Annotated in this window: 23 protein-coding genes; 17 read left to right on the top strand and 6 right to left on the bottom strand. The window is 63.5% G+C overall.

Going from position 1 to position 18925, the window contains the following annotated elements; all coding sequences use genetic code 11:
* The first annotated feature begins 115 nt into the window (after positions 1–115).
* From XH84_RS37690 to XH84_RS37665, 6 genes are all read left to right on the top strand, one after another.
* Entirely contained in the window at positions 116–574 is a 459-nt protein-coding gene (locus XH84_RS37690) for a hypothetical protein (RefSeq protein ID WP_128919579.1), read from the top strand.
* Positions 567–1802, top strand: a complete 1236-nt coding sequence (locus XH84_RS37685; RefSeq protein ID WP_128919580.1) for an HlyD family secretion protein — start codon at positions 567–569, stop codon at positions 1800–1802. Before XH84_RS37690 ends, XH84_RS37685 begins: the two co-directional genes overlap by 8 nt.
* Positions 1803–1879: 77 nt before the next feature.
* Entirely contained in the window at positions 1880–3784 is a 1905-nt protein-coding gene (locus XH84_RS37680) for a sensor histidine kinase (protein ID WP_128919581.1), read from the top strand.
* 103 nt (positions 3785–3887) lie between these two features.
* The gene (locus tag XH84_RS37675) at positions 3888–5555 is read left to right on the top strand and encodes a DUF3300 domain-containing protein (protein ID WP_128919582.1); all 1668 of its coding nucleotides are present in this window, start codon (positions 3888–3890) and stop codon (positions 5553–5555) included.
* On the top strand, positions 5552–6466 hold the full coding sequence (locus XH84_RS37670; RefSeq protein WP_128919583.1) for a DUF2950 domain-containing protein: 915 nt from the start codon (positions 5552–5554) through the stop codon (positions 6464–6466). The genes XH84_RS37675 and XH84_RS37670 overlap by 4 nt, the downstream gene beginning before the upstream one ends.
* Positions 6450–6914, top strand: coding sequence for a hypothetical protein (locus tag XH84_RS37665; RefSeq protein WP_128919584.1), 465 nt, complete (start codon positions 6450–6452; stop codon positions 6912–6914). Before XH84_RS37670 ends, XH84_RS37665 begins: the two co-directional genes overlap by 17 nt.
* A gap of 224 nt (positions 6915–7138) precedes the next feature.
* Here XH84_RS37665 and XH84_RS37660 read toward each other — a convergent pair whose 3' ends face one another.
* Positions 7139–7891, bottom strand: a complete 753-nt coding sequence (locus tag XH84_RS37660) for a hypothetical protein (protein WP_208757137.1) — start codon at positions 7889–7891, stop codon at positions 7139–7141.
* Between the two features lie 46 nt (positions 7892–7937).
* Here XH84_RS37660 and XH84_RS40260 point away from each other — a divergent pair, with 46 nt between their 5' ends.
* On the top strand, positions 7938–8096 hold the full coding sequence (locus XH84_RS40260) for a hypothetical protein (RefSeq protein WP_164936263.1): 159 nt from the start codon (positions 7938–7940) through the stop codon (positions 8094–8096).
* 89 nt (positions 8097–8185) lie between these two features.
* On the opposite strand, the gene XH84_RS37655 is transcribed toward XH84_RS40260, so the two are convergent.
* Positions 8186–8431: a (2Fe-2S)-binding protein gene (locus XH84_RS37655; protein WP_128919586.1), complete on the bottom strand. Its 246-nt coding sequence runs from the start codon at positions 8429–8431 to the stop codon at positions 8186–8188.
* Positions 8428–9264, bottom strand: a complete 837-nt coding sequence (locus tag XH84_RS37650; RefSeq protein ID WP_128919681.1) for a xanthine dehydrogenase — start codon at positions 9262–9264, stop codon at positions 8428–8430. Before XH84_RS37650 ends, XH84_RS37655 begins: the two co-directional genes overlap by 4 nt.
* A gap of 323 nt (positions 9265–9587) precedes the next feature.
* Between XH84_RS37650 and XH84_RS37645 the strand changes: the two genes are divergently transcribed.
* Complete coding sequence (locus XH84_RS37645; protein ID WP_128919587.1) at positions 9588–10427, top strand: SDR family NAD(P)-dependent oxidoreductase; 840 nt, start codon at positions 9588–9590, stop codon at positions 10425–10427.
* Between the two features lie 95 nt (positions 10428–10522).
* Here XH84_RS37645 and XH84_RS42005 read toward each other — a convergent pair whose 3' ends face one another.
* The gene (locus tag XH84_RS42005) at positions 10523–10888 is read right to left on the bottom strand and encodes a hypothetical protein (RefSeq protein ID WP_430642021.1); all 366 of its coding nucleotides are present in this window, start codon (positions 10886–10888) and stop codon (positions 10523–10525) included.
* A gap of 101 nt (positions 10889–10989) precedes the next feature.
* On the opposite strand from XH84_RS42005, the gene modD reads away from it, so the two are divergent.
* From modD to XH84_RS40255, 5 genes are all read left to right on the top strand, one after another.
* On the top strand, positions 10990–11961 hold the full coding sequence (gene modD / locus XH84_RS37635; RefSeq protein ID WP_164936274.1) for a ModD protein: 972 nt from the start codon (positions 10990–10992) through the stop codon (positions 11959–11961).
* Positions 11962–12228: 267 nt separating this feature from the next.
* The gene (locus tag XH84_RS37630) at positions 12229–12681 is read left to right on the top strand and encodes a DUF2231 domain-containing protein (RefSeq protein WP_128919589.1); all 453 of its coding nucleotides are present in this window, start codon (positions 12229–12231) and stop codon (positions 12679–12681) included.
* Positions 12678–14015 (top strand): PQQ-dependent sugar dehydrogenase, encoded by a 1338-nt coding sequence (locus tag XH84_RS37625; protein WP_128919590.1) that lies wholly within the window; start codon positions 12678–12680, stop codon positions 14013–14015. The genes XH84_RS37630 and XH84_RS37625 overlap by 4 nt, the downstream gene beginning before the upstream one ends.
* A gap of 57 nt (positions 14016–14072) precedes the next feature.
* Positions 14073–14276: a hypothetical protein gene (locus tag XH84_RS37620; RefSeq protein WP_128919591.1), complete on the top strand. Its 204-nt coding sequence runs from the start codon at positions 14073–14075 to the stop codon at positions 14274–14276.
* A 38-nt stretch (positions 14277–14314) separates the two neighbouring features.
* Complete coding sequence (locus XH84_RS40255) at positions 14315–14485, top strand: hypothetical protein (RefSeq protein ID WP_164936275.1); 171 nt, start codon at positions 14315–14317, stop codon at positions 14483–14485.
* Positions 14486–14552: 67 nt separating this feature from the next.
* On the opposite strand, the gene XH84_RS37615 is transcribed toward XH84_RS40255, so the two are convergent.
* Both XH84_RS37615 and XH84_RS37610 read right to left on the bottom strand, forming a co-directional pair.
* Positions 14553–14936: a type II toxin-antitoxin system VapC family toxin gene (locus XH84_RS37615; RefSeq protein ID WP_128919592.1), complete on the bottom strand. Its 384-nt coding sequence runs from the start codon at positions 14934–14936 to the stop codon at positions 14553–14555.
* Positions 14933–15190, bottom strand: coding sequence for a type II toxin-antitoxin system Phd/YefM family antitoxin (locus tag XH84_RS37610; protein ID WP_128919593.1), 258 nt, complete (start codon positions 15188–15190; stop codon positions 14933–14935). The genes XH84_RS37615 and XH84_RS37610 overlap by 4 nt, the downstream gene beginning before the upstream one ends.
* Before the next feature lie 185 nt (positions 15191–15375).
* Here XH84_RS37610 and XH84_RS37605 point away from each other — a divergent pair, with 185 nt between their 5' ends.
* The 4 genes from XH84_RS37605 to XH84_RS37590 all read left to right on the top strand — a co-directional run bounded on the left by XH84_RS37605 (position 15376) and on the right by XH84_RS37590 (position 18923).
* On the top strand, positions 15376–16590 hold the full coding sequence (locus XH84_RS37605; RefSeq protein ID WP_128919594.1) for an MFS transporter: 1215 nt from the start codon (positions 15376–15378) through the stop codon (positions 16588–16590).
* A 181-nt stretch (positions 16591–16771) separates the two neighbouring features.
* Positions 16772–18001: a CaiB/BaiF CoA transferase family protein gene (locus XH84_RS37600; protein WP_128919595.1), complete on the top strand. Its 1230-nt coding sequence runs from the start codon at positions 16772–16774 to the stop codon at positions 17999–18001.
* 216 nt (positions 18002–18217) lie between these two features.
* Positions 18218–18433 (top strand): hypothetical protein, encoded by a 216-nt coding sequence (locus XH84_RS37595; RefSeq protein WP_036010888.1) that lies wholly within the window; start codon positions 18218–18220, stop codon positions 18431–18433.
* Positions 18434–18530: 97 nt separating this feature from the next.
* Positions 18531–18923 (top strand): RidA family protein, encoded by a 393-nt coding sequence (locus XH84_RS37590; RefSeq protein WP_128919596.1) that lies wholly within the window; start codon positions 18531–18533, stop codon positions 18921–18923.
* The last annotated feature ends 2 nt before the right edge of the window (positions 18924–18925 follow it).

Here is an 18925-nt window from a genome sequence, read left to right as displayed (position 1 = left end):
CAAGGCTAGGTCGGATGGGGGCCATTCCGTTGATTCAAATCAACCAATGCAGACCCTGCCATCCCCAAAATGCGTCAAGGGCCGCGACAGCCGGGTCCCCGTTCAGGAGAGCACGTTGAGCGAGCAGCTTCATCCGATGGCACCACACCATCTGCCCTTCTACATCGTCTCGCCAGGCGAGGTAGATGCGCTGATGATCGTGACGGGCATCATCCTGATCGCGGCTGTTTTCGCGGTGGGGTTGTTGTATTGGCATTTGCATAGCTTGCCCGAGCGCATGGCGCACAAGACCCAGAAGCTGCAGTTCGAGATCGTGGCCGTGCTGGGACTTATCGCGCTGTTCACGCACGAGCATCTGTACTGGATCGCGGCATTGGTGCTTGCGCTCATCGAGCTGCCGGATTTCGGAACGCCGCTGCGCAGCATCGCCGGTTCAGTGGAGAAGATCGCAGACAGCACGTCGCCGGTTGATGCGAGCGAGGCGCCTCAGCCAGACACGGCGGCCGCTCCAGCAACGATCAGCCGGGAGGATCAAATCGTGGATACTGAGCATAAGGTGCGCAGCCATGCTTGAGCTCATCATCTGCTCGTTGTTGACCATTCTTCCGGACTACCTCTATCGGCGCTTTGCGCAAGGTAAGCGGTTCGGCAAGGAGATCACGCTCTTCTCCGTCTGGTACGAGCTACGCTGGGGCATCACGGGCTGCCTGATGCTGACCGTGGCGCTGATCACCAGCGTGTTCTTCTTTCATCCGGCGACCTCCAACGCGGCGATGCTGTTCCGGACCGTTCCGATCCTGCCCGAGGGATCAGGCCGTGTCGCGGAGGTCAATGTCGGCTACAGCCAGACCGTGAAGAAGGGCGACGTGCTCTTCAGGTTGGACAATTCGAAGCAGACGGCAGCGCTCGAAACGGCCAGGCGCAAGGTCGCCGAGATCGATGCTTCCATGGCGTCGGCGAAGGCCGATGTCGTTAAGGCCGAGGCGCAGATCCAGGAGGCGAGGGCCAGCTATCAGCAGGCCAAGGACGAACTCGAAGTCAAGACGGAGCTGCAACGTCGAAATCCGGGCATAGTGCCGCAGCGCGATATTGAGAAGCTTCAGGTCGTGGTCGATCAGCGTCAGGCTGGTATTGACGCCGCGACCGCCGCGAAAGAATCGGCGGCCTTGCAGGTGTCGACGCTGCTGCCGGCGCAGAAGGCGAGCGCGGAAGCCTCGCTGGCCGAGGCGCAGGTGGATCTGGACAAGACCTTCGTCCGTGCTGGCATCGAGGGACGTGTCGAGCAATTTCTCGTCCGCGCTGGCGATGTCGTCAATCAACTGATGCGACCCGCGGGAATTCTGATTCCCGAAGGCGCCGGCCGGGAGCGGCTGCAGGCCGGCTTCGGCCAGATCGAAGCAGGCGTGATGAAGGAGGGCATGGTCGCCGAGGCCACCTGCGTGTCCAGGCCGTGGGCCGTGATTCCCCTGGTCGTGACCGGCGTGCAGGACTACATCGCGTCCGGTCAGTTTCGGACCGGCGAGCAGCTCATCGAGGCGCAGAACCTCGCCAAGCCGGGGACGATTCTGGTGTTCCTCGAGCCGCTCTACAAGGGCGGGCTTGACGGCGTCACGGCCGGCAGCACCTGCATCGTGAATGCCTACACCAGCAATCACGAGCAGATCGTCGACCCCAAGACCTCGACCGGTCGGCGGATCGTTCTCCATGCCATCGACGCGATCGGTTTCGTCCATGCGCTGCTGCTGCGGATCCAGACCCTCTTGCTGCCGTTCAAGACGCTGATTTTCAGCGGTGGCCACTGAAGCTACGAGAGGGCTAGTACGGTCGCACTCAAATGTGCTGTGATGGCGCCGTCTGGATGAGGCCGGCGGAGAGAAACATGAGCGGACGCAAGTTGGTTGCGTCGGTCAAGCCGCGCATCGTCGCCGTTGCGCTGTTGTGTCTCGGAACGGCGTTTTGTGCCGGCGTTTGCTCCAATCCGATTGATGCTGCCCAGCAGCGCGACGTCTACGGCCGCGAACCCAAGCGCGTGCTGTTGCTGCACTCCTTCGGCCGGGACTTCCTTCCCTGGAGCGAATACGCGCGCAGCATCAAGACGAACCTCGAACAGCGTTCCCCCTGGTCGCTGGACATCCAGGAGCATACCCTCCTCACAGCGCGGTTCACCGCGCCGGGACCTGAAGGACCCTTCGTCGAGTATCTTCGCTCGATCTACCAGGGTCGTCCGCCCGACATCATCATGAGCGTCGGAGGACCTGCCGCAGGCTTCGTGCAGAGACATCGGTCGGACCTGTTTTCGACTGTGCCGATGGTCCTCACAACTGTGGAAGAACGGCTGATCGACCGGGCGAGACTGACCGAGAAGGACACGGTGGTTTCAGTCCGCAACGATTTTGTCGCCGCGTTCCGCGACGTCCTTCAAGTGCTGCCGGAGACGCGGACCATCGCCCTCGTCATCGGCGCGTCCGCGCTGGAGAAATTCTGGCTCAACGAGGTCAAGAAGGATGTCAGATCACTCGAAGATCGTGTTTCCTTCGTCTGGTACGGCGATCTGCCGTTCGACGAGATCTTGAAGCGAGCCTCGTCACTTCCGCCCGACACGGCATTGTTCTGGGGATTGATGTCCGTCGACGCGGCGGGCGTCGTTCATGAGGGGGAGAGCGCGCTGCATCGCCTCCGCGCCGTCGCGAACGCCCCGATCTTCTGCTTCGAGGAGTCGTTCTTCGGGAGCGATATCGTCGGTGGCCCGATGCATTCCATCCCCGAACTGGGCCGAAAGACCGCCGATGCGGCACTCCGAATCCTCGGCGGCGAGAAGCCTGCAGACGTCAAGATCGAGCCGATCGAATATGCTGCGCCCAAATACGATTGGCGCGAGTTGCAGCGGTGGGGGATCAGTGAGAGCAATTTGCCGGAGGGCAGCGAGGTCGTGTTTCGCGAGCCGGGAATCTGGGAAAAATACCGCTGGCAGCTTGCCATGATCGCGGCGGTTATCCTGATCCAGACGGGCCTCATCAGTGGCTTGCTGCATGAGCGACGGCGCCGTCGGCTGGCTGAGGTCGAATCACGGCAGCGCCTTACCGAACTCGCACATCTCAATCGCTACTCGGCGGTCGGCGAGCTGACCGCGTCGATCGCCCATGAGCTGAATCAACCGCTCGGCTCCATTCTGACCAACGCGGAAACGGCGGAGCTGATGCTGAGACGAGGCTCCCCCGATTTGGTTGAAATCAGCGAAATTCTGTCCGATATCAGGCGCGACGATCAGCGCGCAAGCGAGGTGATCCGCCGCCTGCGCAGCATGCTCAGGAAAGCGCCGTTCGAGCTTAGGGATATCGAGCTGAGCGTGACCGTGCGAGAGGTGATAGGGTTTGTCCGTGACCTCGCAGCAGGTCGCAATATCGGGCTGAGCTTCTATTCGCCACCCGACACTGGCTTGCACGTCAAGGGCGATCCCATTCAACTGCAGCAGGTCGTGCTCAATCTCATCCTCAATGCGTTGGATGCGATCTCGGAGGTTCAGACGGGCAAGCGCGAGGTCAGCGTGATCATGGCCCGCGCCGGCAATTTTGCCGAAATTTGCGTCGGAGACACGGGGCCCGGCATCGCGGCTGCCGATCTCAAGACCATCTTCGATCCGTTCTTCACCACCAAGCCGCAGGGCATGGGCATGGGACTGGCTATCGTCCGAACCATTGTTGAGGCGCACCACGGCACGATTTCCGCGGATAACCAGCCGTTCGGCGGGGCGCTATTCACCGTTCGCCTGCCGCTCGCGAGCTAGCATCCCGCGTTGCAGCAGGCGACGGTCTCGTTTCGTTGATTTTTGTCAATGAACGTTGCTGGCTCGGTTTCATGGTCTCGGCTGAACTGAGATGGAGGATGCGATGATCCGCTGCGGCAAGACGTTGATCGCGCTCGCGCTGTTGCTGGCCACGCCGGTTTGCGTGTCGGCCCAGACGAGCGACAAGCCTGCGGGGCCGCCCCCGCAGGCGCAAGCGGCGAATCCCGCTGCGCCGACGGCCGAGCTTCTGAAGCCCGAACAGCTGGAGGCTCTGGTCGCGCCGATCGCGCTCTATCCCGACGAATTGCTTGCCAACGTGCTGGCCGCCTCGACCTATCCGCTTGAAATTGTGCAGGCCGACCGCTGGCTGAAGGGGCGCAAGAGCCTGAAGGGCGACGCGCTGAAGACGGAGGTGGACAAGCAGGGCTGGGACGACAGCGTCAAAGCGCTGGCCAGCACCGCCGACGTCCTGACCATGATGAGCGATCAGCTCGATTGGACCAAGAAGCTTGGTGACGCCTTTCTCGCGCAGCAGCCCGATGTGATGGACGCGATCCAGCGGCTGCGCACGAAGGCTTATGACAACAAGAAGCTGGCCACCACCAAGCAGCAGAAGGTCAGCGTCGAGTCTCAGGAAGGCAAGCAGGTCGTCGTGATCCAGCAGGCCGATCCCGCAGCGATGTACGTGCCGTATTACGATCCAGCGACCGTCTACGGCAGTTGGCCTTATGCGGAGTATCCGCCGTACTATTGGGGCTATCCGTCCTATATCGGCGCCGGAGTGGTTGCGGCCGGCATCGCCTTCGGCACGGCCTGGGCGATCGGACGCTGGGGCAATTACTGGGGCGGCGGCTGCAATTGGGGTAACCGTAACGTCTACGTCAATCATCGCACGACGAACATCAGCAACGGCTGGCAGCACAATCCGGCGCATCGGCAGGGCGTGCGCTACAGCAACACCAGCGTTCAGCAGCGCTTCGGCAACAACAATCTGAAGGCCGGCGCGTCGGACCGGATGGACTTCCGCGGCCGCGAGGGCAACCAGGTCCTGCGCCCCAATCAAGGCGCGGGAGATCGTGCAGGAGACCGCGCTGGTGATCGCGGCGGGCCAGGTAATCGCGCTGGCGACCGGGCCGGAGATCGTGCGGGTGATCGTGCCGGCAATCGTGGCGATCGTCCGACCGGCGGCGACCGCGCGGCGGATCGCGCCAAGAGTGGTGGTGACCGGGCCAAGTCTGCTGCCAAGGGCGGCGGCGATCGCGCCAAGACCGCGAACCGCGCCGGCGGCAGTGCAGCCAACCGCAGCGGCGGCGGCAATCGTGGTGGCGCGATGAACGTCTCATCCGGCCGATCGGCAGCCGCCGCATCGGCGCGCGGGCGGTCCAGCATGGCGAGCATGCCACGTGGCGGCGGCGGCCCGAGCATGGCCGGCCGAGGTGGTGGAGGCGGAATGGCAATGCGTGGTGGTGGTGGCGGCGGATTCCGCGGAGGCGGCGGTGGCCGGCGCTCGGATATCGCGCTGAAGCACGACATCGTCTTGCTCGGCCACCTCGCCAGCGGCCTCGGCTATTATCGCTTCAGCTATATCGGCAGCGACAAGGCCTATGTCGGCGTGATGGCGCATGAGGTCGAGCAGGTGATGCCCGGCGCCGTGACCCGCGGCCGTGATGGCTATCTGCGGGTCTACTATGAAAAGCTTGGGCTGACATTCCGCACCTACCGCGACTGGCTCGCGGGCGGCGCGAAGCTCCCCGTGGAGGTGATGCCATGATCGGTCTGACATTGTTTCGCCGCGCCGTGTTGCCCGGCATGATGGTGCTGGCGCTACTTGGCTCTGCGGCCCAGGCGCAGCAATCCTACAAGACGCCGGAGGGCGCGACGGCTGCGCTCGCCGCCGCGGTCAAGAGCGGGCCGGATGAGATCCTGAAAGTGCTCGGCAGGGCGGCCGACGACATCGTCTCCTCCGGCGATGAGGTCGCCGACAACGATATCCGCCAGCGCTTCACCTCGATGTACGATGCCAAGCATGGCATCAAGGCGGAAGGCAACAGGAGCGCGACCCTCATCCTGGGACCCGACGATTTCCCATTCCCGATTCCGCTGGTGAACACCAAGACCGGCTGGGAATTCGACACCGACGAAGGGCGCATCGAGGTGCTTCGCCGTCGGATCGGGCGCAACGAGCTTGACGCGATCCAGACCGCGCTCGCTTTCGTCGATGCGCAGAACGAATATGCGGACAAGAACCGCGGCGAGGGCGCCGGCGTCTACGCGCAGCGCATCGTCTCCTCGCCAGGCAAGAAGGATGGCCTGTTCTGGCGCGACGACAGCGATCCCAGCCCGCTCGGACCACTGGCCGCGCAAGCCTCGAGCGAGGGGTACAAATCCGGCGAGGGGATGACGCCCTATCACGGTTACTACTTCCGCATTCTGAGGGGGCAGGGACCCGATGCGCCCGGGGGCGCCATGAATTATGTCGTCAAAGGCAAGATGATCGGCGGCTTCGCGCTGATCGCGTGGCCCGCTGAGTACGGAAATTCAGGCGTGATGACCTTCCTGGTCAATCATGCGGGCGTCGTCTACCAGAAGGATCTCGGCAAACGCACCGACTTCGTGGCCAAGCGCCTTACGCTGTTTGATCCCGACCAGACTTGGAAGAAAGTCGATGCTGCGAACCCGTGAGATGATGGGCACCATGCTGCGGTTGACCGCCCGCCTTGCCGCGATCGCCCTATTTGCCGCCATCGTTCCGGCCACTCCCTCGTTTGCGCAAGCCGCCGGCCATGTCCGGGTCAAGATCGTGAAGGCGGGCCTGCTGGTGGGCGGCGGCGCCGGCACTGGTGTACTGAGCTATCGCGGCCGCAGCTATCCCTTCCGGGTCACAGGGATAAGCCTCGGCATCACGGCCGGCGCGACCGCCGGCCGCCTGGAAGGCTGGGCCTCTGGCATCAGGGATGTCCACGACTTCGCGGGCAATTACAGTTCGGTTGGCGGTGGTGGCGCTTTCGTCGGCGGTGTGGGTGGTGTCCACCTAAGAAACGACAACGGCGTCGTCATGGTGTTGCAAGGCCCTAAGGCCGGATTGGAGATGGCTGCCAACCTCAGTGCGATTACGATTTCACTAAAGTGAGCAACTGCCGGCTGGATAGGTGATAGCGCACCCCCTGATTCCGAGTACCGTCGAACGTATCGCTGCGAGTTTGTGCTACCCGGCGCGCCGACCAAGTAGCTACAGCTGCCGCTGTGTCAACCTGTCAACCGTGTCAACCCAAGATCGGCCTTGTGCGGCTAGCGATTTTCTGGGGCGCGCTTAGGCCGTAGGGGAGGGGGCCCCCAGAGGGACCCGCGCCCACTTCACAACTTGCCCGTTTGAATCATGCGCGAGATGATCCATCCGGCATCCGTGGCGCCCCATGACAGCCGACCATCGATGTTGGGTTGCATAGAGCAGTGGGCAAGTTGATGATGAACGATGTCTCTCAGTTCTTCGTCCGCGATCTCGCTCGCGCTCATGTAGCAATCAAACATCGCAAATGAGTTCAGGACACCGCGCTGTTTGATGACCATCACTTTGGTGAAGTCGATTTTGGTTCTGGTCGATTTAGAAATTAGGATGCTGCCAAGGCGGCAAAGGCCAGTGCGCAGGCCGTTATTGAGGTTGAGAGAGCAAGGTTCTACGTTATTATCAAGCAGCACACGTTGGACCGATTTGTGCACGCGGCAATGCTCTATCCCAATTCTCCTGACATGGGGTTTGGCAACAATGCCGGGGTCGAGTATGCTCTGAAAAATTATGGAAAGACGCCAGCGAAATACAGGGAGAATAGTCACGGAATTGCGTTGTCGTTCCGACCTCCCGGCCCCGTCTATTCCGTATCTGAGCAAATCCCATCGCAGCACATGATTGAACCGGGCGCGACCACCGATGGTCAGGTTTGCGCAGATATCGTACCCATTAATAGCGTTGCTGATGCGCTGCCGTTGGTTCGGGGAGAAGCGTACCTGTGGTTCTTTGGAAGTGTCGCCTACACTGACGTTTTTGGTCAGCAAAGAACGGATAGATTCCTGTTCAGATATGTTCAACTGAGGGGCAAATGGCGTTTTCAACCATACGACTACAAGCACTATAATAGCAGCAGCGTGGCTCACGCGCGTGACTAGGGTGTCGGGCCAAGGCCCCTTGCTTCTAGTCGTCGAGCGCGGCGGGCCGGTGATGCTGGCGCGGATCGGCGTGATGTGGGTGACCGACCGGGGCAAGGCGGCAGAGGGCCGAGGCGGAAGCGGGGCGAAGGCCTACCGGGTGGTGCGGTGAGGGTAGGGCCGGCCAATCGGCCCAAGTAGGAAGCCCGCCCGTGCGTTCAAATCCGGCTGGTTTGCACGCCTCCATTGTCTCTACTATCTTCACTCGACTCGTTCCAAACCCTGCTCCGTGTGAACCACCATGGCTCCAAGGGCCTCCAAATGCCGTGCGCGATGAATCGGCCGCTCCTCCAGAATCCGCTTCACGGAATGTGAACATCGTCCGCACCTGACCGTGCAACCCAGGCAGTCGTAGACCTGTGCGGCCGAGAACAGCTCGTCGTCGGTCGAAACGACCGCGCCCCTGATGTCGTGATCGCTGATGATGTTGCAGGAACAGACGATCATGCCGGATTCCGTTGCGTGATGCGTCGCGCGGCGTGGAGCCTGACGGCGGCGACGGTGGCGTTGGCGATGGCGCGGCCGCGCTGGTCCGTTCCGCTCCATTGGGCGTCGCGGCCGCGCGGGTCGATCTCCAGCAGCTTGACGCCGGCTGGAACTTCGCTGCCGTCGCGGGCGATGCCGCGCAAGATGCCGTCGCGCGGCGCGAGCACCGGCACGCCGGAGAGGTGGCCGAGCACGAGATCCCGGTAGACACGGGTGCCGATCTCGATCGGTGTGTGCCATCGCCCCGCAAACCGCGAATAGACAAAGCGTTCCGCTCCGATATCGCCCAGGGTGCTCGCAACGCCGTCGGCTGCGTCTGTCCAGCGCTGGTCAGAGACGAGTCCGATCCTGCCCGGACGCGTCTCCACTGCGAGGTCGCAATTGAAGTTCGACGAGAACCCGGGGCCGAGACCAATAGTCAGCCGGGCCAGCCGCCTGAGGTCGGGCGTGATCCGACGCTTCTGAAGACGCGCATCGACGAGGAGGTCGATTTGCCGGACGGGAAGCAGGTCGAGTAGGCCGAGCCAGGTGACCAGGATTCGCACCGGCCCGCGCAGGGCCTGGTAGACCTGCATGCCGTCGTCCGCACGTTCGGCAACGATGTCCTCGAGTTGCGCGGTGTCGGTGAAGAGCGCGTCGTGGAAGGCCATCTTGCGGCGGATCACCGGCGGATCCGGATCATGCGACAGCACCACGCCATAGCCAGCGCGCACGAGCCGAATGCCGATCGCGGATGCGATCTCATTGGTGCCGAGGATAACAGCAAAGAGTCGTTGGTCGTTGGGCTGGAGCATTTGAAACCACTTTTGCAGGAAAAGTGCAGCACGACAGGGCGCGAATGAACGTTGAGACGGGAAGAGCAAGAGCCGGGCCATTTGGAACGATTGAAAAGCAGCTCTCAACTGCCGATCAACGTTCAGGAAGAAGGAGCGCACCGGGACGGCGTTGTTTGGTCCGAAACTCAACGCTCCCTGTTGCAAATCTTTCAACGTGTCGCGAAGCGGACACCGAGCGCCGAAAATCGTCGTGATTGGCCGGCAGAGCGTGGCCCAAATCCTGCAAAGTTGCTCCTGTTGTCATCGTGTGGCGCCCGCCGGGGCGCGGTGAGGAGCTTTGCGTGACGCTCGATCTGCTGGACCGCGACGGCGCGCCGGGCGACACGTCGGCACCCGATGTCGCCCTGTGCCCGTTTCACGGCGACAAGTCGCGCGCACAACACGGGGCGCGGAAAACGCTCGTATTGACCGGTGCGTCGCGGGGTATCGGTCACGCCACGGGAAAGCTGTTCTCCGATGCCGGCTGGCGGATCATCACCTGCTCGCGGCAGCCGTTCGATGGTGATCGATGCCCGTGGGATTCGGGAGCGGACAACCACGTTCAGGTCGAATTGAGCGACCATCGCGCGTTGCCGCGCGCGGTCGCGGATATCAAGGAACGGCTCGACGGCCAGCCGCTGCATGCGCTGATCAACAATGCCGGCATCTCGCCCAAGGCCGCCGACGGCAGCCGGTTGAACTCGCTGACGACACCGGTCGAAACCTGGATGAGCGTGTTCCACGTCAACCTGCTCGCGCCGATCCTGTTCGCCCAGGGCCTGGTCGAGGAATTGAAGCAGGCCGCCGGCTCGATCGTCAACGTCACGTCGATCGTAGGTTCCCGGGTTCATCCGTTTGCCGGCAGCGCCTATGCGACGTCGAAGGCGGCACTTGCGTGTCTGACCCGCGAGATGGCGCACGACTACGCGCAGTTCGGAATTCGCGTGAATGCGATCGCTCCCGGGGAGATTAAGACGGACATCCTGTCGCCGGAGACCGAAGCGCAGTTGGCGCCGATCATCCCGTTGCATCGTGTCGGTACGCCCGACGAGGTCGCGAAGGTGATCTTCTTCCTGTGCTCGGATGCGGCCAGCTACGTCACCGGTGCGGAAGTACCGATCAACGGAGGGCAGCACGTGTGATCAAGCGGCAGGCGTCGATCGCCAAAGAAACTTTGTCGACTTGCGCTAGATCAATGCGGCGATCCCGCTTTCGCGCGTGACGCCCATTCCGACGGTCAATTCCGCGACACGGATGACAAAGCGTGCAAGTGCGACGGAATCTTTTTGCAGCGATGCTGACAAGTTGAGCGCGACCCGTGACCGGTCTTCTGCTTGAAGAGGGCGGCAATCTCCTTGGCGGCATCGGTGAAGTTGGCGGCCACGGCGACGTTGGTCTGTGCTGCCTGCGCCTCGGCGAATGCGAGCAGCAGCCCTGCGGCGGTGGCGATTGTGCGAAACAGCTTCATGATGAACTCCAGCGGACGGCAGCCGCCTCCGCGCGAGCCCGATTGCTGCGAGGCGCCGGCCAGGGAGAGCTCAGCAATTGGCGTGCCGGATGGAGCGGTGAAATCTGGTGTGCGCCTTGCAGGAATGAGCGTCAAAGGATGGGCGTTCCCGCTCCTTGCGGCGGCGGGACCGGCGATCCGTGTCGGGTTTGCGACAAAGTCGTCGGCAAGCCCACACCTGTGAAAGGAAGCACGCCATGGCAAGTGTTGCATCGCGCGCCGAGCTCGAGCGTCTGCTGGAAGACGATGTGCCTTATGGCGACCTCACCACCGAGGCACTCGGGATCGGCACGACCCGAGGCATCATGCAGTTTGCTGCGCGCTCGCCGATGGTGCTGGCGCTCGCCGAGGATGCTGCCGCGATCATCGCGCTCGCCGGCTGCGAGGTCGAGCTGTTCGCCACATCCGGCGCGGCGCTGGAGCAGGGCGCGCCGATCCTCGAGGCGCGCGGCCCGGCTGCCGGCCTGCTGCGGAGCTGGAAGGTCGCGCAGACCTTGATCGAGATCTGGTCCGGTGTCGCCAGCGAGACCCGCGCCATCGTCGGCGCGGCGAGGGCGGTCGCCCCGCAAATTCCGGTTGCCTGCACGCGCAAGAACGTGCCGGGCACCAAGCGATTTGCAGTGGCGGCCGTAAAGGCGGGTGGTGCCGCGATGCATCGGCTCGGCCTGTCCGAGACCGTGCTGGTGTTTCCCGAGCACCGCGTCTTTCTCGGCGAGCTGCCGCTGTTTCAGGCGGTCGAACGCTTGCGGCGGGCGGCACCGGAGAAGAAACTGGTGGTCGAGGTCAAGACGGCCGATGCTGCACTTGCCGCGGCAGTCGCCGGCTTCGACGTGATTCAGGCCGAGAAGTTTTCGCCGGCCGAGGTCGCCGCCCTGGTCAAGCGCATCGCGGCCATGGCCTACACCCGCGCCCGTCCGATCATTGCAGTGGCTGGTGGAGTCAATGCGGCGAATGCTGCGGCTTATGCCGAGGCCGGGGCCGATGTCCTGGTCACGTCGTCGCCCTATCTGGCAAAACCCCGGGACGTGCAGGTGCGGATCGTGGCGAGCGACGCAGCTGTGTTCCGGTCATGCCAATCGAACCGCTTAGAGCGGGGAGCGCCCATGGGCGGCCGTCACTCAAATGGCGCGACGGACGAAGATGCCTGTCTTTCGGAGAAGGCTGACTGACACTTTCTCCGCTGCACGACTTCTCGGCCGCGTTCAAAACCTCAGTCCGGTCGTCGCCTGAACTGCGTCTCACTTCCACTGCTTGAATCTGCGGCGGCATGATCGGTCGTGGGACACGAGGTCACGGCCATCGAGACCGCTGATATCGCCGTCGCGAACAGCGCAATCTGCGCGCGGCGGGATGGGGTCACGCGGATCTTCTAGGAACCATCGCATCGCGGACGAGTTGGCCGGTCGGGCAGGACCGAAAGTCACACGAGGCCGGCCGTGCAGCAAGACGTGCGCGTGCGCACCACCGCGCAGATCGCGGGTCATCCCATTCATCCGATGCTGGTGCCGATACCGATCGCGTGCTTCGTCGGGGCGCTGCTGACCGACATCGCCTATGTCGCCAGCGCCGAGATCATGTGGGCGGATTTTTCCGCCTGGCTTCTGCTCGCCGGCGTCATCTTCGGCGTGCTGGCGGCGATCGCGGGCCTGATTGATTTCCTCGGCAACCGCCTGGTGCGGGCGCAGACGCCGGCGTGGCCGCATCTGATCGGAAACGCCCTGGCGCTGGTCCTCGCCATCGTCAACGCGCTGATCCATACCCGCGATGCCTGGACCTCGGTGTGGCCGACCGGGCTGGTTCTGTCCGTGATCACCGTGCTGATCCTGCCCGTCACAGGCTGGCTCGGCTGGGCCATGGTCTATCGCCACGGCGTGGGAGTTGCGCGATGATGGTCTCAATTGCCCGCGCGCTGCTGTGCTCTTCGCTGCTGCTTTTGGCCGCTTGCGATGACGGCAGCGGTGACCCCAAGGCGCAAATCGGGGCCACCCCAAAACTTCCCGACATTCAGCAATATCTGCTGCCGCCGGTGCACATCGCCCGCATCGTTGGCTGGAAGAAGGACGAGACGCCGGCTGTGGCGGAGGGGCTGCAGATCAAGGCCTTCGCGACCGGCCTGCAGCATCCGCGTTTCCTCTACGTGCTGCCCAATGGCGACGTGCTGGTGGCGGAATCCAAGGCGCCGAAGGGGGCCGGAATCAAGCGACCCAAGGAGATCGTCATGGGATATATCGAGTCCTGGGCGACCTCGGGCGGCAACGACACCGGGCCGGGCAACCGCATCACGCTGCTGCGCGACAGCAATGGCGACGGCGTGCCGGATACGCAAAGCGTCTTCCTGGACCATCTCAATTCGCCGTTCGGTATCGCGCTGGTCGGCAACGACCTCTATGTCGCCAATACCGATGCGATCGTCAGATATCCTTACACGGAAGGTGATACCAAGATCACCGCGCCGGGCACGGTGCTGACGCCGCTGCCGGGCGGGCCGATCAACCATCACTGGACCAAGAGCCTGGTCGCCAGTCCCGACGGCTCGAAGCTCTATGCCGGCGTCGGCTCCAACAGCAACATCACCGAGAACGGCATGGAGGCCGAGCACAATCGCGCCGCCATCCTCGAGGTCGACCGCGCCAGCGGCCGCTGGCGCGTGTTTGCAAGCGGCCTGCGTAATCCCAACGGTCTCAGCTTCGAGCCGCAGACCGGCGCGCTGTGGACGGTGGTGAACGAGCGCGACGAGCTCGGTCCTGATCTCGTGCCCGACTACATGACCTCGGTGAAGGACGGCGGCTTTTACGGCTGGCCCTACAGCTATTACGGCCAGCACGTCGATCCTCGCGTCAAGCCGCAGCGGCCGGATCTCGTCGCCAAGGCGATCATGCCGGATTATGCGCTGAGCTCGCATGTCGCTCCGCTCGGGATGGTGTTCAATACCGGATCCAGCCTGCCGGCCGCTTATCGCGGCGGCGCCTTCGTCGGCGAGCACGGCAGTTGGAACAGGCAGATGCTCAACGGCTACAAGGTCGTGTTCGTGCCGTTCGCGGATGGCAAGCCGAGCGGACCGGCGCAGGACGTCGTCACCGGCTTCCTGAACAGCGCCAACCAGGCGCGCGGCCGCCCCGTCGGCGTTGCCATTGACAAGTCCGGCGCCTTGCTGGTCGCAGACGACAGCGGCAACACGGTGTGGCGGGTGAGTGCGACCCATCCGCAACTGACGCAACGTTAAGGCTGCCGGCGCGTTATTGGGCAGACGGTTTCTGAAACCCAATTCAGGAGTTGGACAATGGGCCTTGCTCAATATGCCATCGTGCCGGTGCAGGACGAATGGGGCGTGCTGCACGACGGCGACGTCAAGAGCAAATACGCCACCAAGGAAGCTGCATTCGAGTCGGCGGTCGCCGCAGCATCCCTCGCGCTGCGTGAGGGACATGAAGTCCACGTCAGCGTGCCCGGCCGCGAAGCCGGCGACAACGCGCTCGGCGTCTAGGACCGAACCGCGGAACAGCGTTTGGGAAGGAAGCCGCGATGACCAAGCCCCGTGAGCCCAACGGCGTCGAGCCATCCCGCTCCGAGGACGACATCCAGCGCGACCAGCTGGGTCCCCGCGGCGTGCCCGGTGCGCCTGATCCGGCCAAGATGACCCCGCAGCGCGACAAGAAGACGCCGAAGCAGGTCGATCCCGGCCACACCGCGTGATTGCGGCGGGCGAGCTCTCAGATCTTTGAATCCGGCGCGCAAGACACCGCAGCGCTTCACGCTCGACTTACACTGCCGCGGTAATATCAGTCTGTGCAAAGTCATCGCCGACATAGAGCAGCGCGCAGCCATTCTCCTTTGCGACATCGTAAGCGAAGCAGTCGCCAAAGTTGAGGCCGGCAGGGTGGATTCCTCGGCCCCAACGTGAGTAGATCTGCGCTACGCGCTCAGCGGAGGCTCTGGTCACCGAGATCACGTTGAAGCCGAGATTTGCGATCAGGTTCTGCATCTCTTCTTGCACGCCGCGGCGCGCAGCGACGATCAGGCTCTCGGCAGCGGTGGCGGCCGAGATCAGGATTTCGTCAGCGCTCTCCAGAGCAGCGATGCAGGCATTGGCTTGCGGCTCGCCGAGCACGATTGCCATGAGTGCCGACGTATCGACCGCGATCATTCCGGCAGTCCGTCGTCACCAAAAAGAAAGTCCTGACTGTGGGCCGCATCCGGGCCGGGAAGAGCTTTGGCTGCGCCGTTCTTGCGCGCAGCCTCGAGCACCGCGCGGCGCGTCGTAAGGTCCGGCGGAAGCTTGATCGGAACGAGCCGCACCGCAGGATGTCCGTGTCGCGTCAAGATCACCTCGTCGCCGGCTTCTGCACGGCGGACGAGATCGGTCAATTGTCCCTTGGCCTCGGTGACGGAGACTCGCATCTCATTGTCCCTTTTTGAGTTTCCACAAAATGGACCAGAGAATAGTCCGTGTCAATCGGACGCTTCTTCGGCTCTGCGAATGCGGCTTCTTACCATTCGGAACTTACATTCCTCGATCCCGCGATCTGCCGCTAAGAGATGTAAGCCGGCGCGATCTGCGCCTGGCAGGCAGGCGAACGTTTGGAATGCGCTTCTTGAAATCTGACAGCAGGCTGATCGGCGTCCTGCTGGTGCTCGCCATCACGCAACTGATCGGATGGGGCACGATCGGGCTTCCTGCCATCGTCGGGCGCGATCTCGCCGCCGATCTCGGCATGAGCCTGCCGGCGGTATTCGCCGGGACATCCGTTCTCTATGTCTCGATGGGCCTCTGCGCGCCGTGGCTCGCCAGATCGTTTGCACGACATGGCGCACGGACAGTCATGATGGTCGGCACAATCGTCACCGCGCCGGGCTTCGTGCTGCTGTCCCTCGCGCGCGAGCCGATGCTCTATTTCGCGGCCTGGATCGTTCTAGGCGTCGCCGGCAGCGCCACGCTGTCGACCGGCGCCTATATCATGCTGAACGAGATCGCCGGGCGGCAGGCCAAGAAAGCGATCGGGGCCTTGATGCTGGTGACGGGCCTGTCCAGCAGCATCTTCTGGCCGACGACTTCGTTCCTGAGCGGTCACCTCGGCTGGCGGGGGACGTGCCTGGTCTATGCCGCGATGATGCTCGTCGTCAGCCTGCCGCTTTATGCGTTCCTCGCGCCACGCCGGAAGATCGTGGGGGATGGTGCGGGCGAGCCGGTCAAGTCGCCGCCGCCGCCCGCGATTCCGAGGAGCACCTTCGGCCTCGTCGTCGCCGCGATCACGCTGAACGCCTTCGTCAATTTCGGCATCAGCGCCATCTTGATCGAGCTCTTGAGGGCGGAGGGGCTGGCGCCGGCGCAGGCACTGGCCTTCGGCTCGATGCTCGGCGTGATCCAGGTCAGCGCCCGCGGGCTGGATCTTCTCGGCGGCGGGCGGTGGGACGGAATCACGACCGGGCTCGTCGCCGGCACGGCGCTGCCATTGGCCATGCTGCTGCTGATGATGAGCGAGGGGGCGACCTGGGCGGTTGCGGTCTTCATCCTGCTCTATGGCGCCGGCAGCGGTGCGATGGCGGTGGCACGGGCCACCATCCCGCTCGTATTCTACGACCAGGCCGAGTTCGCCAAGGCGATGTCGATGATCGCGCTGCCGCTCAATCTCGCCTCCGCGATCTCGCCGCCGCTCCTGGTCGGCCTGCTCACCGAATTCGGCAGCCGCGGCGCGCTCGGTCTCACGCTGCTGTTCTCCTGCGCGACCGTGCTGATCCTGGTCTTGCTCGGACGGCGACGGCCGCGGGTGGTGGCGGCGACCGTGACTTTGAGCCGATGAGCCAATATTCGCGGCGCGGAAAGTACTGATGGGCAATGTCCTCTGTGCCCAGTAGGAAATGGCCGTATGCCGCCAGTGCAGTGCTCAGCGCGCCAAAATGGTGGTATCGGCAGGGGCGCGGGCCGCTTCGAGCCGCCGCGCCAAAATCAACTCCAAGATCAGTTCCCCGGAGGAAATCGATATGTCGGCCTTGCCGCTCTCAGGCATCAAGATCCTTGACCTCACCCGCGTGCTGGCCGGGCCTTTGTCGGCCCAGATGCTGGGCGATCTCGGCGCGGAGGTGATCAAGATCGAGCGGCCGGGCACCGGCGACGACGCGCGCGCCTTCGGGCCGCCTTACCTGACCGATCCCGAAGGAAAGGCCAACAACAACAATTCCTTTTACCTCTGCGCCAACCGCAACAAGAAGTCGGTCACCGTCAACATCGCCAAGCCCGAGGGGCAGGCGATCATCCGCGAGCTCGCCAAGGACGTCGACGTCTTCATGGAGAACTACAAGGTCGGCGATCTCAAGCGCTACGGCCTCGACTACGAGACGATCAAGGCGGTCAACCCCGGCATCATCTATTGCTCGGTGACCGGCTTCGGCCAGACCGGACCCTACGCGCCGCGCGCCGGCTATGACGCCATCCTGCAGGCGATGGGCGGCCTGATGAGCGTCACCGGCCATATGGATGGCGAGCCGGGCGAGGGCCCGATGAAGGTCGGTCCGTCCATCGTCGACTACATGACCGGCATGAACACCTCGATCGGAATTCTCTCCGCGCTCTACCATCGCGACGTCAATGACGGGCAGGGCCAGCACATCGACGTCTGCCTGTTCGACACCGTGATCGCGTCGCTGTCGCACTGGCTGCAGATCTACCTCGTCAACGGCAAGACGCCGCCGCGGCGCGGCACCTGGGGCAATGGCGGCATGCCGGCCGGCGTGTTCCGCTGCACCGACGGCGAATTGATGCTGGTGGTCGGCAATGACGGCCAGTTCCAGCGCACCTGCGCCGTGCTCGGCGAGCCGGATCTGGCGAACGATCCGCGCTTCCTCAGGAACAACGACCGCGTCGTGCACGGCAAGGAGATCATGGCGATCTTCGCCGGCCTGTTCCTGAAGAAGCCGGTGGCCTACTGGCTGGAAAAGCTGGAGGAGGCCGGCGTGCCCTCAGGCCCGATCAACAATTTCGAGCAGGTGTTTTCCGATCCGCACGTGCAGTCGCGCGGCATGCGGGTCAAGACCCAGCACAAGTTCGAGCCCGAGCTCTCGCTGATCCGCAACGCACTCACCCTCTCGGGCACCCCCATCACCGAATACCGCGCCCCGCCGCTGCTCGGCGAGCACACAAATGAGGTGCTCGGCGGCAAGCTCGGCTATGATGCCGGCAAGATCGAGGAGCTGAAGCAGCAGGGGATCATCTAGGCGTTGCGAAGCGGCGAGCGCGCCCTTACCCTCTTCCGTTGCGGGAGAGGGTGGCTCGCCGCAAAGCGGCGGCCGAAGAAGACGCGCGGGCGGTGCTCGACCTTGCCTGAGGCTTGCGCGCAATCCCCAGATAATCACGGACCGTAGTCGCACAGGCTTCCGTTCCGCCCGAGACTCTGATTCGATCTCTGCACTTGAGTTCGGGGAGGGAAGTAAATGTCCTACACGATCGGGTTCCAGGCGAAGGACCAGAAGGCCATTCTGGCGACCGAGGCGGCCACCGCCAATCAGGCTGTCGCCATCATTGCCGCGCTGCGGCAAAGTGCCGACGAGATCAAGTTCATCCGCTCGCCGCAGGAAGGCGAGATGGGCATCGAGATGCTGCTGCTGCTCGCCAAGGAAGAGGCCGAGGAGATGCCGCAGCGGGCGTAACCCGCCGTTCCAACCACACTTCGGTCAGAAGCGAAACATGCCGGCTGCGATATGATGTAAGTCAGCCGGCAGTTTCGCTCGAACCGAAGGTGCCGCCATGAAGCGCGAAGCGCTCCGCGTCGAACCGATCTCGTCCTTTCTCGATCGCGTGAAGGCGCCGACTTCGCCGGTGACACGTGCCGGCAATATGATCTTCGTCGCCGGCCTGCCGCCGTTCGACCCCGAGACGGGCGAGATCCGCGGGATGGGCATCGAGCGGCAGAGCGAGCTCATCATGGAGCAGATGAAGCTGTGCCTCGAGGCGGCCGGCGCCTCGCTCGACAACGTCATGAAGTGCAACGTCTACTGCACCTCGACAAAACACTTCGCCACGTTCAACGCGGTCTACGCCCGCTATTTCCCGACAGATCCGCCGGCGCGGATCTTCATCTGCACGCCGGAATGGTTCGGCCCCTTCGACGTCGAGATCGACTGCATCGCGATGACATGAGG

This window comes from Bradyrhizobium nanningense (assembly GCF_004114535.1).
GTDB classification, from domain to species: domain Bacteria; phylum Pseudomonadota; class Alphaproteobacteria; order Rhizobiales; family Xanthobacteraceae; genus Bradyrhizobium; species Bradyrhizobium nanningense.
The sequence above is the reverse complement of the archived record's forward strand: the minus strand, read 5'-3'. Positions and strand labels throughout refer to the sequence as shown.

What these genes read in the sequence shown, in the direction of transcription:
- XH84_RS37685 (WP_128919580.1), top strand. Translation starts at nt 567, where the DNA reads ATGCTTGAGCTCATCATCTGCTCGTTGTTGACCATTCTTCCGGACTAC.
- XH84_RS37680 (WP_128919581.1), top strand. Translation starts at nt 1,880, where the DNA reads ATGAGCGGACGCAAGTTGGTTGCGTCGGTCAAGCCGCGCATCGTCGCC.
- XH84_RS37675 (WP_128919582.1), top strand. Translation starts at nt 3,888, where the DNA reads ATGATCCGCTGCGGCAAGACGTTGATCGCGCTCGCGCTGTTGCTGGCC.
- XH84_RS37670 (WP_128919583.1), top strand. Translation starts at nt 5,552, where the DNA reads ATGATCGGTCTGACATTGTTTCGCCGCGCCGTGTTGCCCGGCATGATG.
- XH84_RS37665 (WP_128919584.1), top strand. Translation starts at nt 6,450, where the DNA reads ATGCTGCGAACCCGTGAGATGATGGGCACCATGCTGCGGTTGACCGCC.
- XH84_RS37655 (WP_128919586.1), bottom strand. Translation starts at nt 8,431, where the DNA reads ATGATCGTCTGTTCCTGCAACATCATCAGCGATCACGACATCAGGGGC.
- XH84_RS37650 (WP_128919681.1), bottom strand. Translation starts at nt 9,264, where the DNA reads ATGCTCCAGCCCAACGACCAACGACTCTTTGCTGTTATCCTCGGCACC.
- modD (WP_164936274.1), top strand. Translation starts at nt 10,990, where the DNA reads ATGGCAAGTGTTGCATCGCGCGCCGAGCTCGAGCGTCTGCTGGAAGAC.
- XH84_RS37625 (WP_128919590.1), top strand. Translation starts at nt 12,678, where the DNA reads ATGATGGTCTCAATTGCCCGCGCGCTGCTGTGCTCTTCGCTGCTGCTT.
- XH84_RS37620 (WP_128919591.1), top strand. Translation starts at nt 14,073, where the DNA reads ATGGGCCTTGCTCAATATGCCATCGTGCCGGTGCAGGACGAATGGGGC.
- XH84_RS40255 (WP_164936275.1), top strand. Translation starts at nt 14,315, where the DNA reads ATGACCAAGCCCCGTGAGCCCAACGGCGTCGAGCCATCCCGCTCCGAG.
- XH84_RS37615 (WP_128919592.1), bottom strand. Translation starts at nt 14,936, where the DNA reads ATGATCGCGGTCGATACGTCGGCACTCATGGCAATCGTGCTCGGCGAG.
- XH84_RS37610 (WP_128919593.1), bottom strand. Translation starts at nt 15,190, where the DNA reads ATGCGAGTCTCCGTCACCGAGGCCAAGGGACAATTGACCGATCTCGTC.
- XH84_RS37605 (WP_128919594.1), top strand. Translation starts at nt 15,376, where the DNA reads ATGCGCTTCTTGAAATCTGACAGCAGGCTGATCGGCGTCCTGCTGGTG.
- XH84_RS37600 (WP_128919595.1), top strand. Translation starts at nt 16,772, where the DNA reads ATGTCGGCCTTGCCGCTCTCAGGCATCAAGATCCTTGACCTCACCCGC.
- XH84_RS37595 (WP_036010888.1), top strand. Translation starts at nt 18,218, where the DNA reads ATGTCCTACACGATCGGGTTCCAGGCGAAGGACCAGAAGGCCATTCTG.
- XH84_RS37590 (WP_128919596.1), top strand. Translation starts at nt 18,531, where the DNA reads ATGAAGCGCGAAGCGCTCCGCGTCGAACCGATCTCGTCCTTTCTCGAT.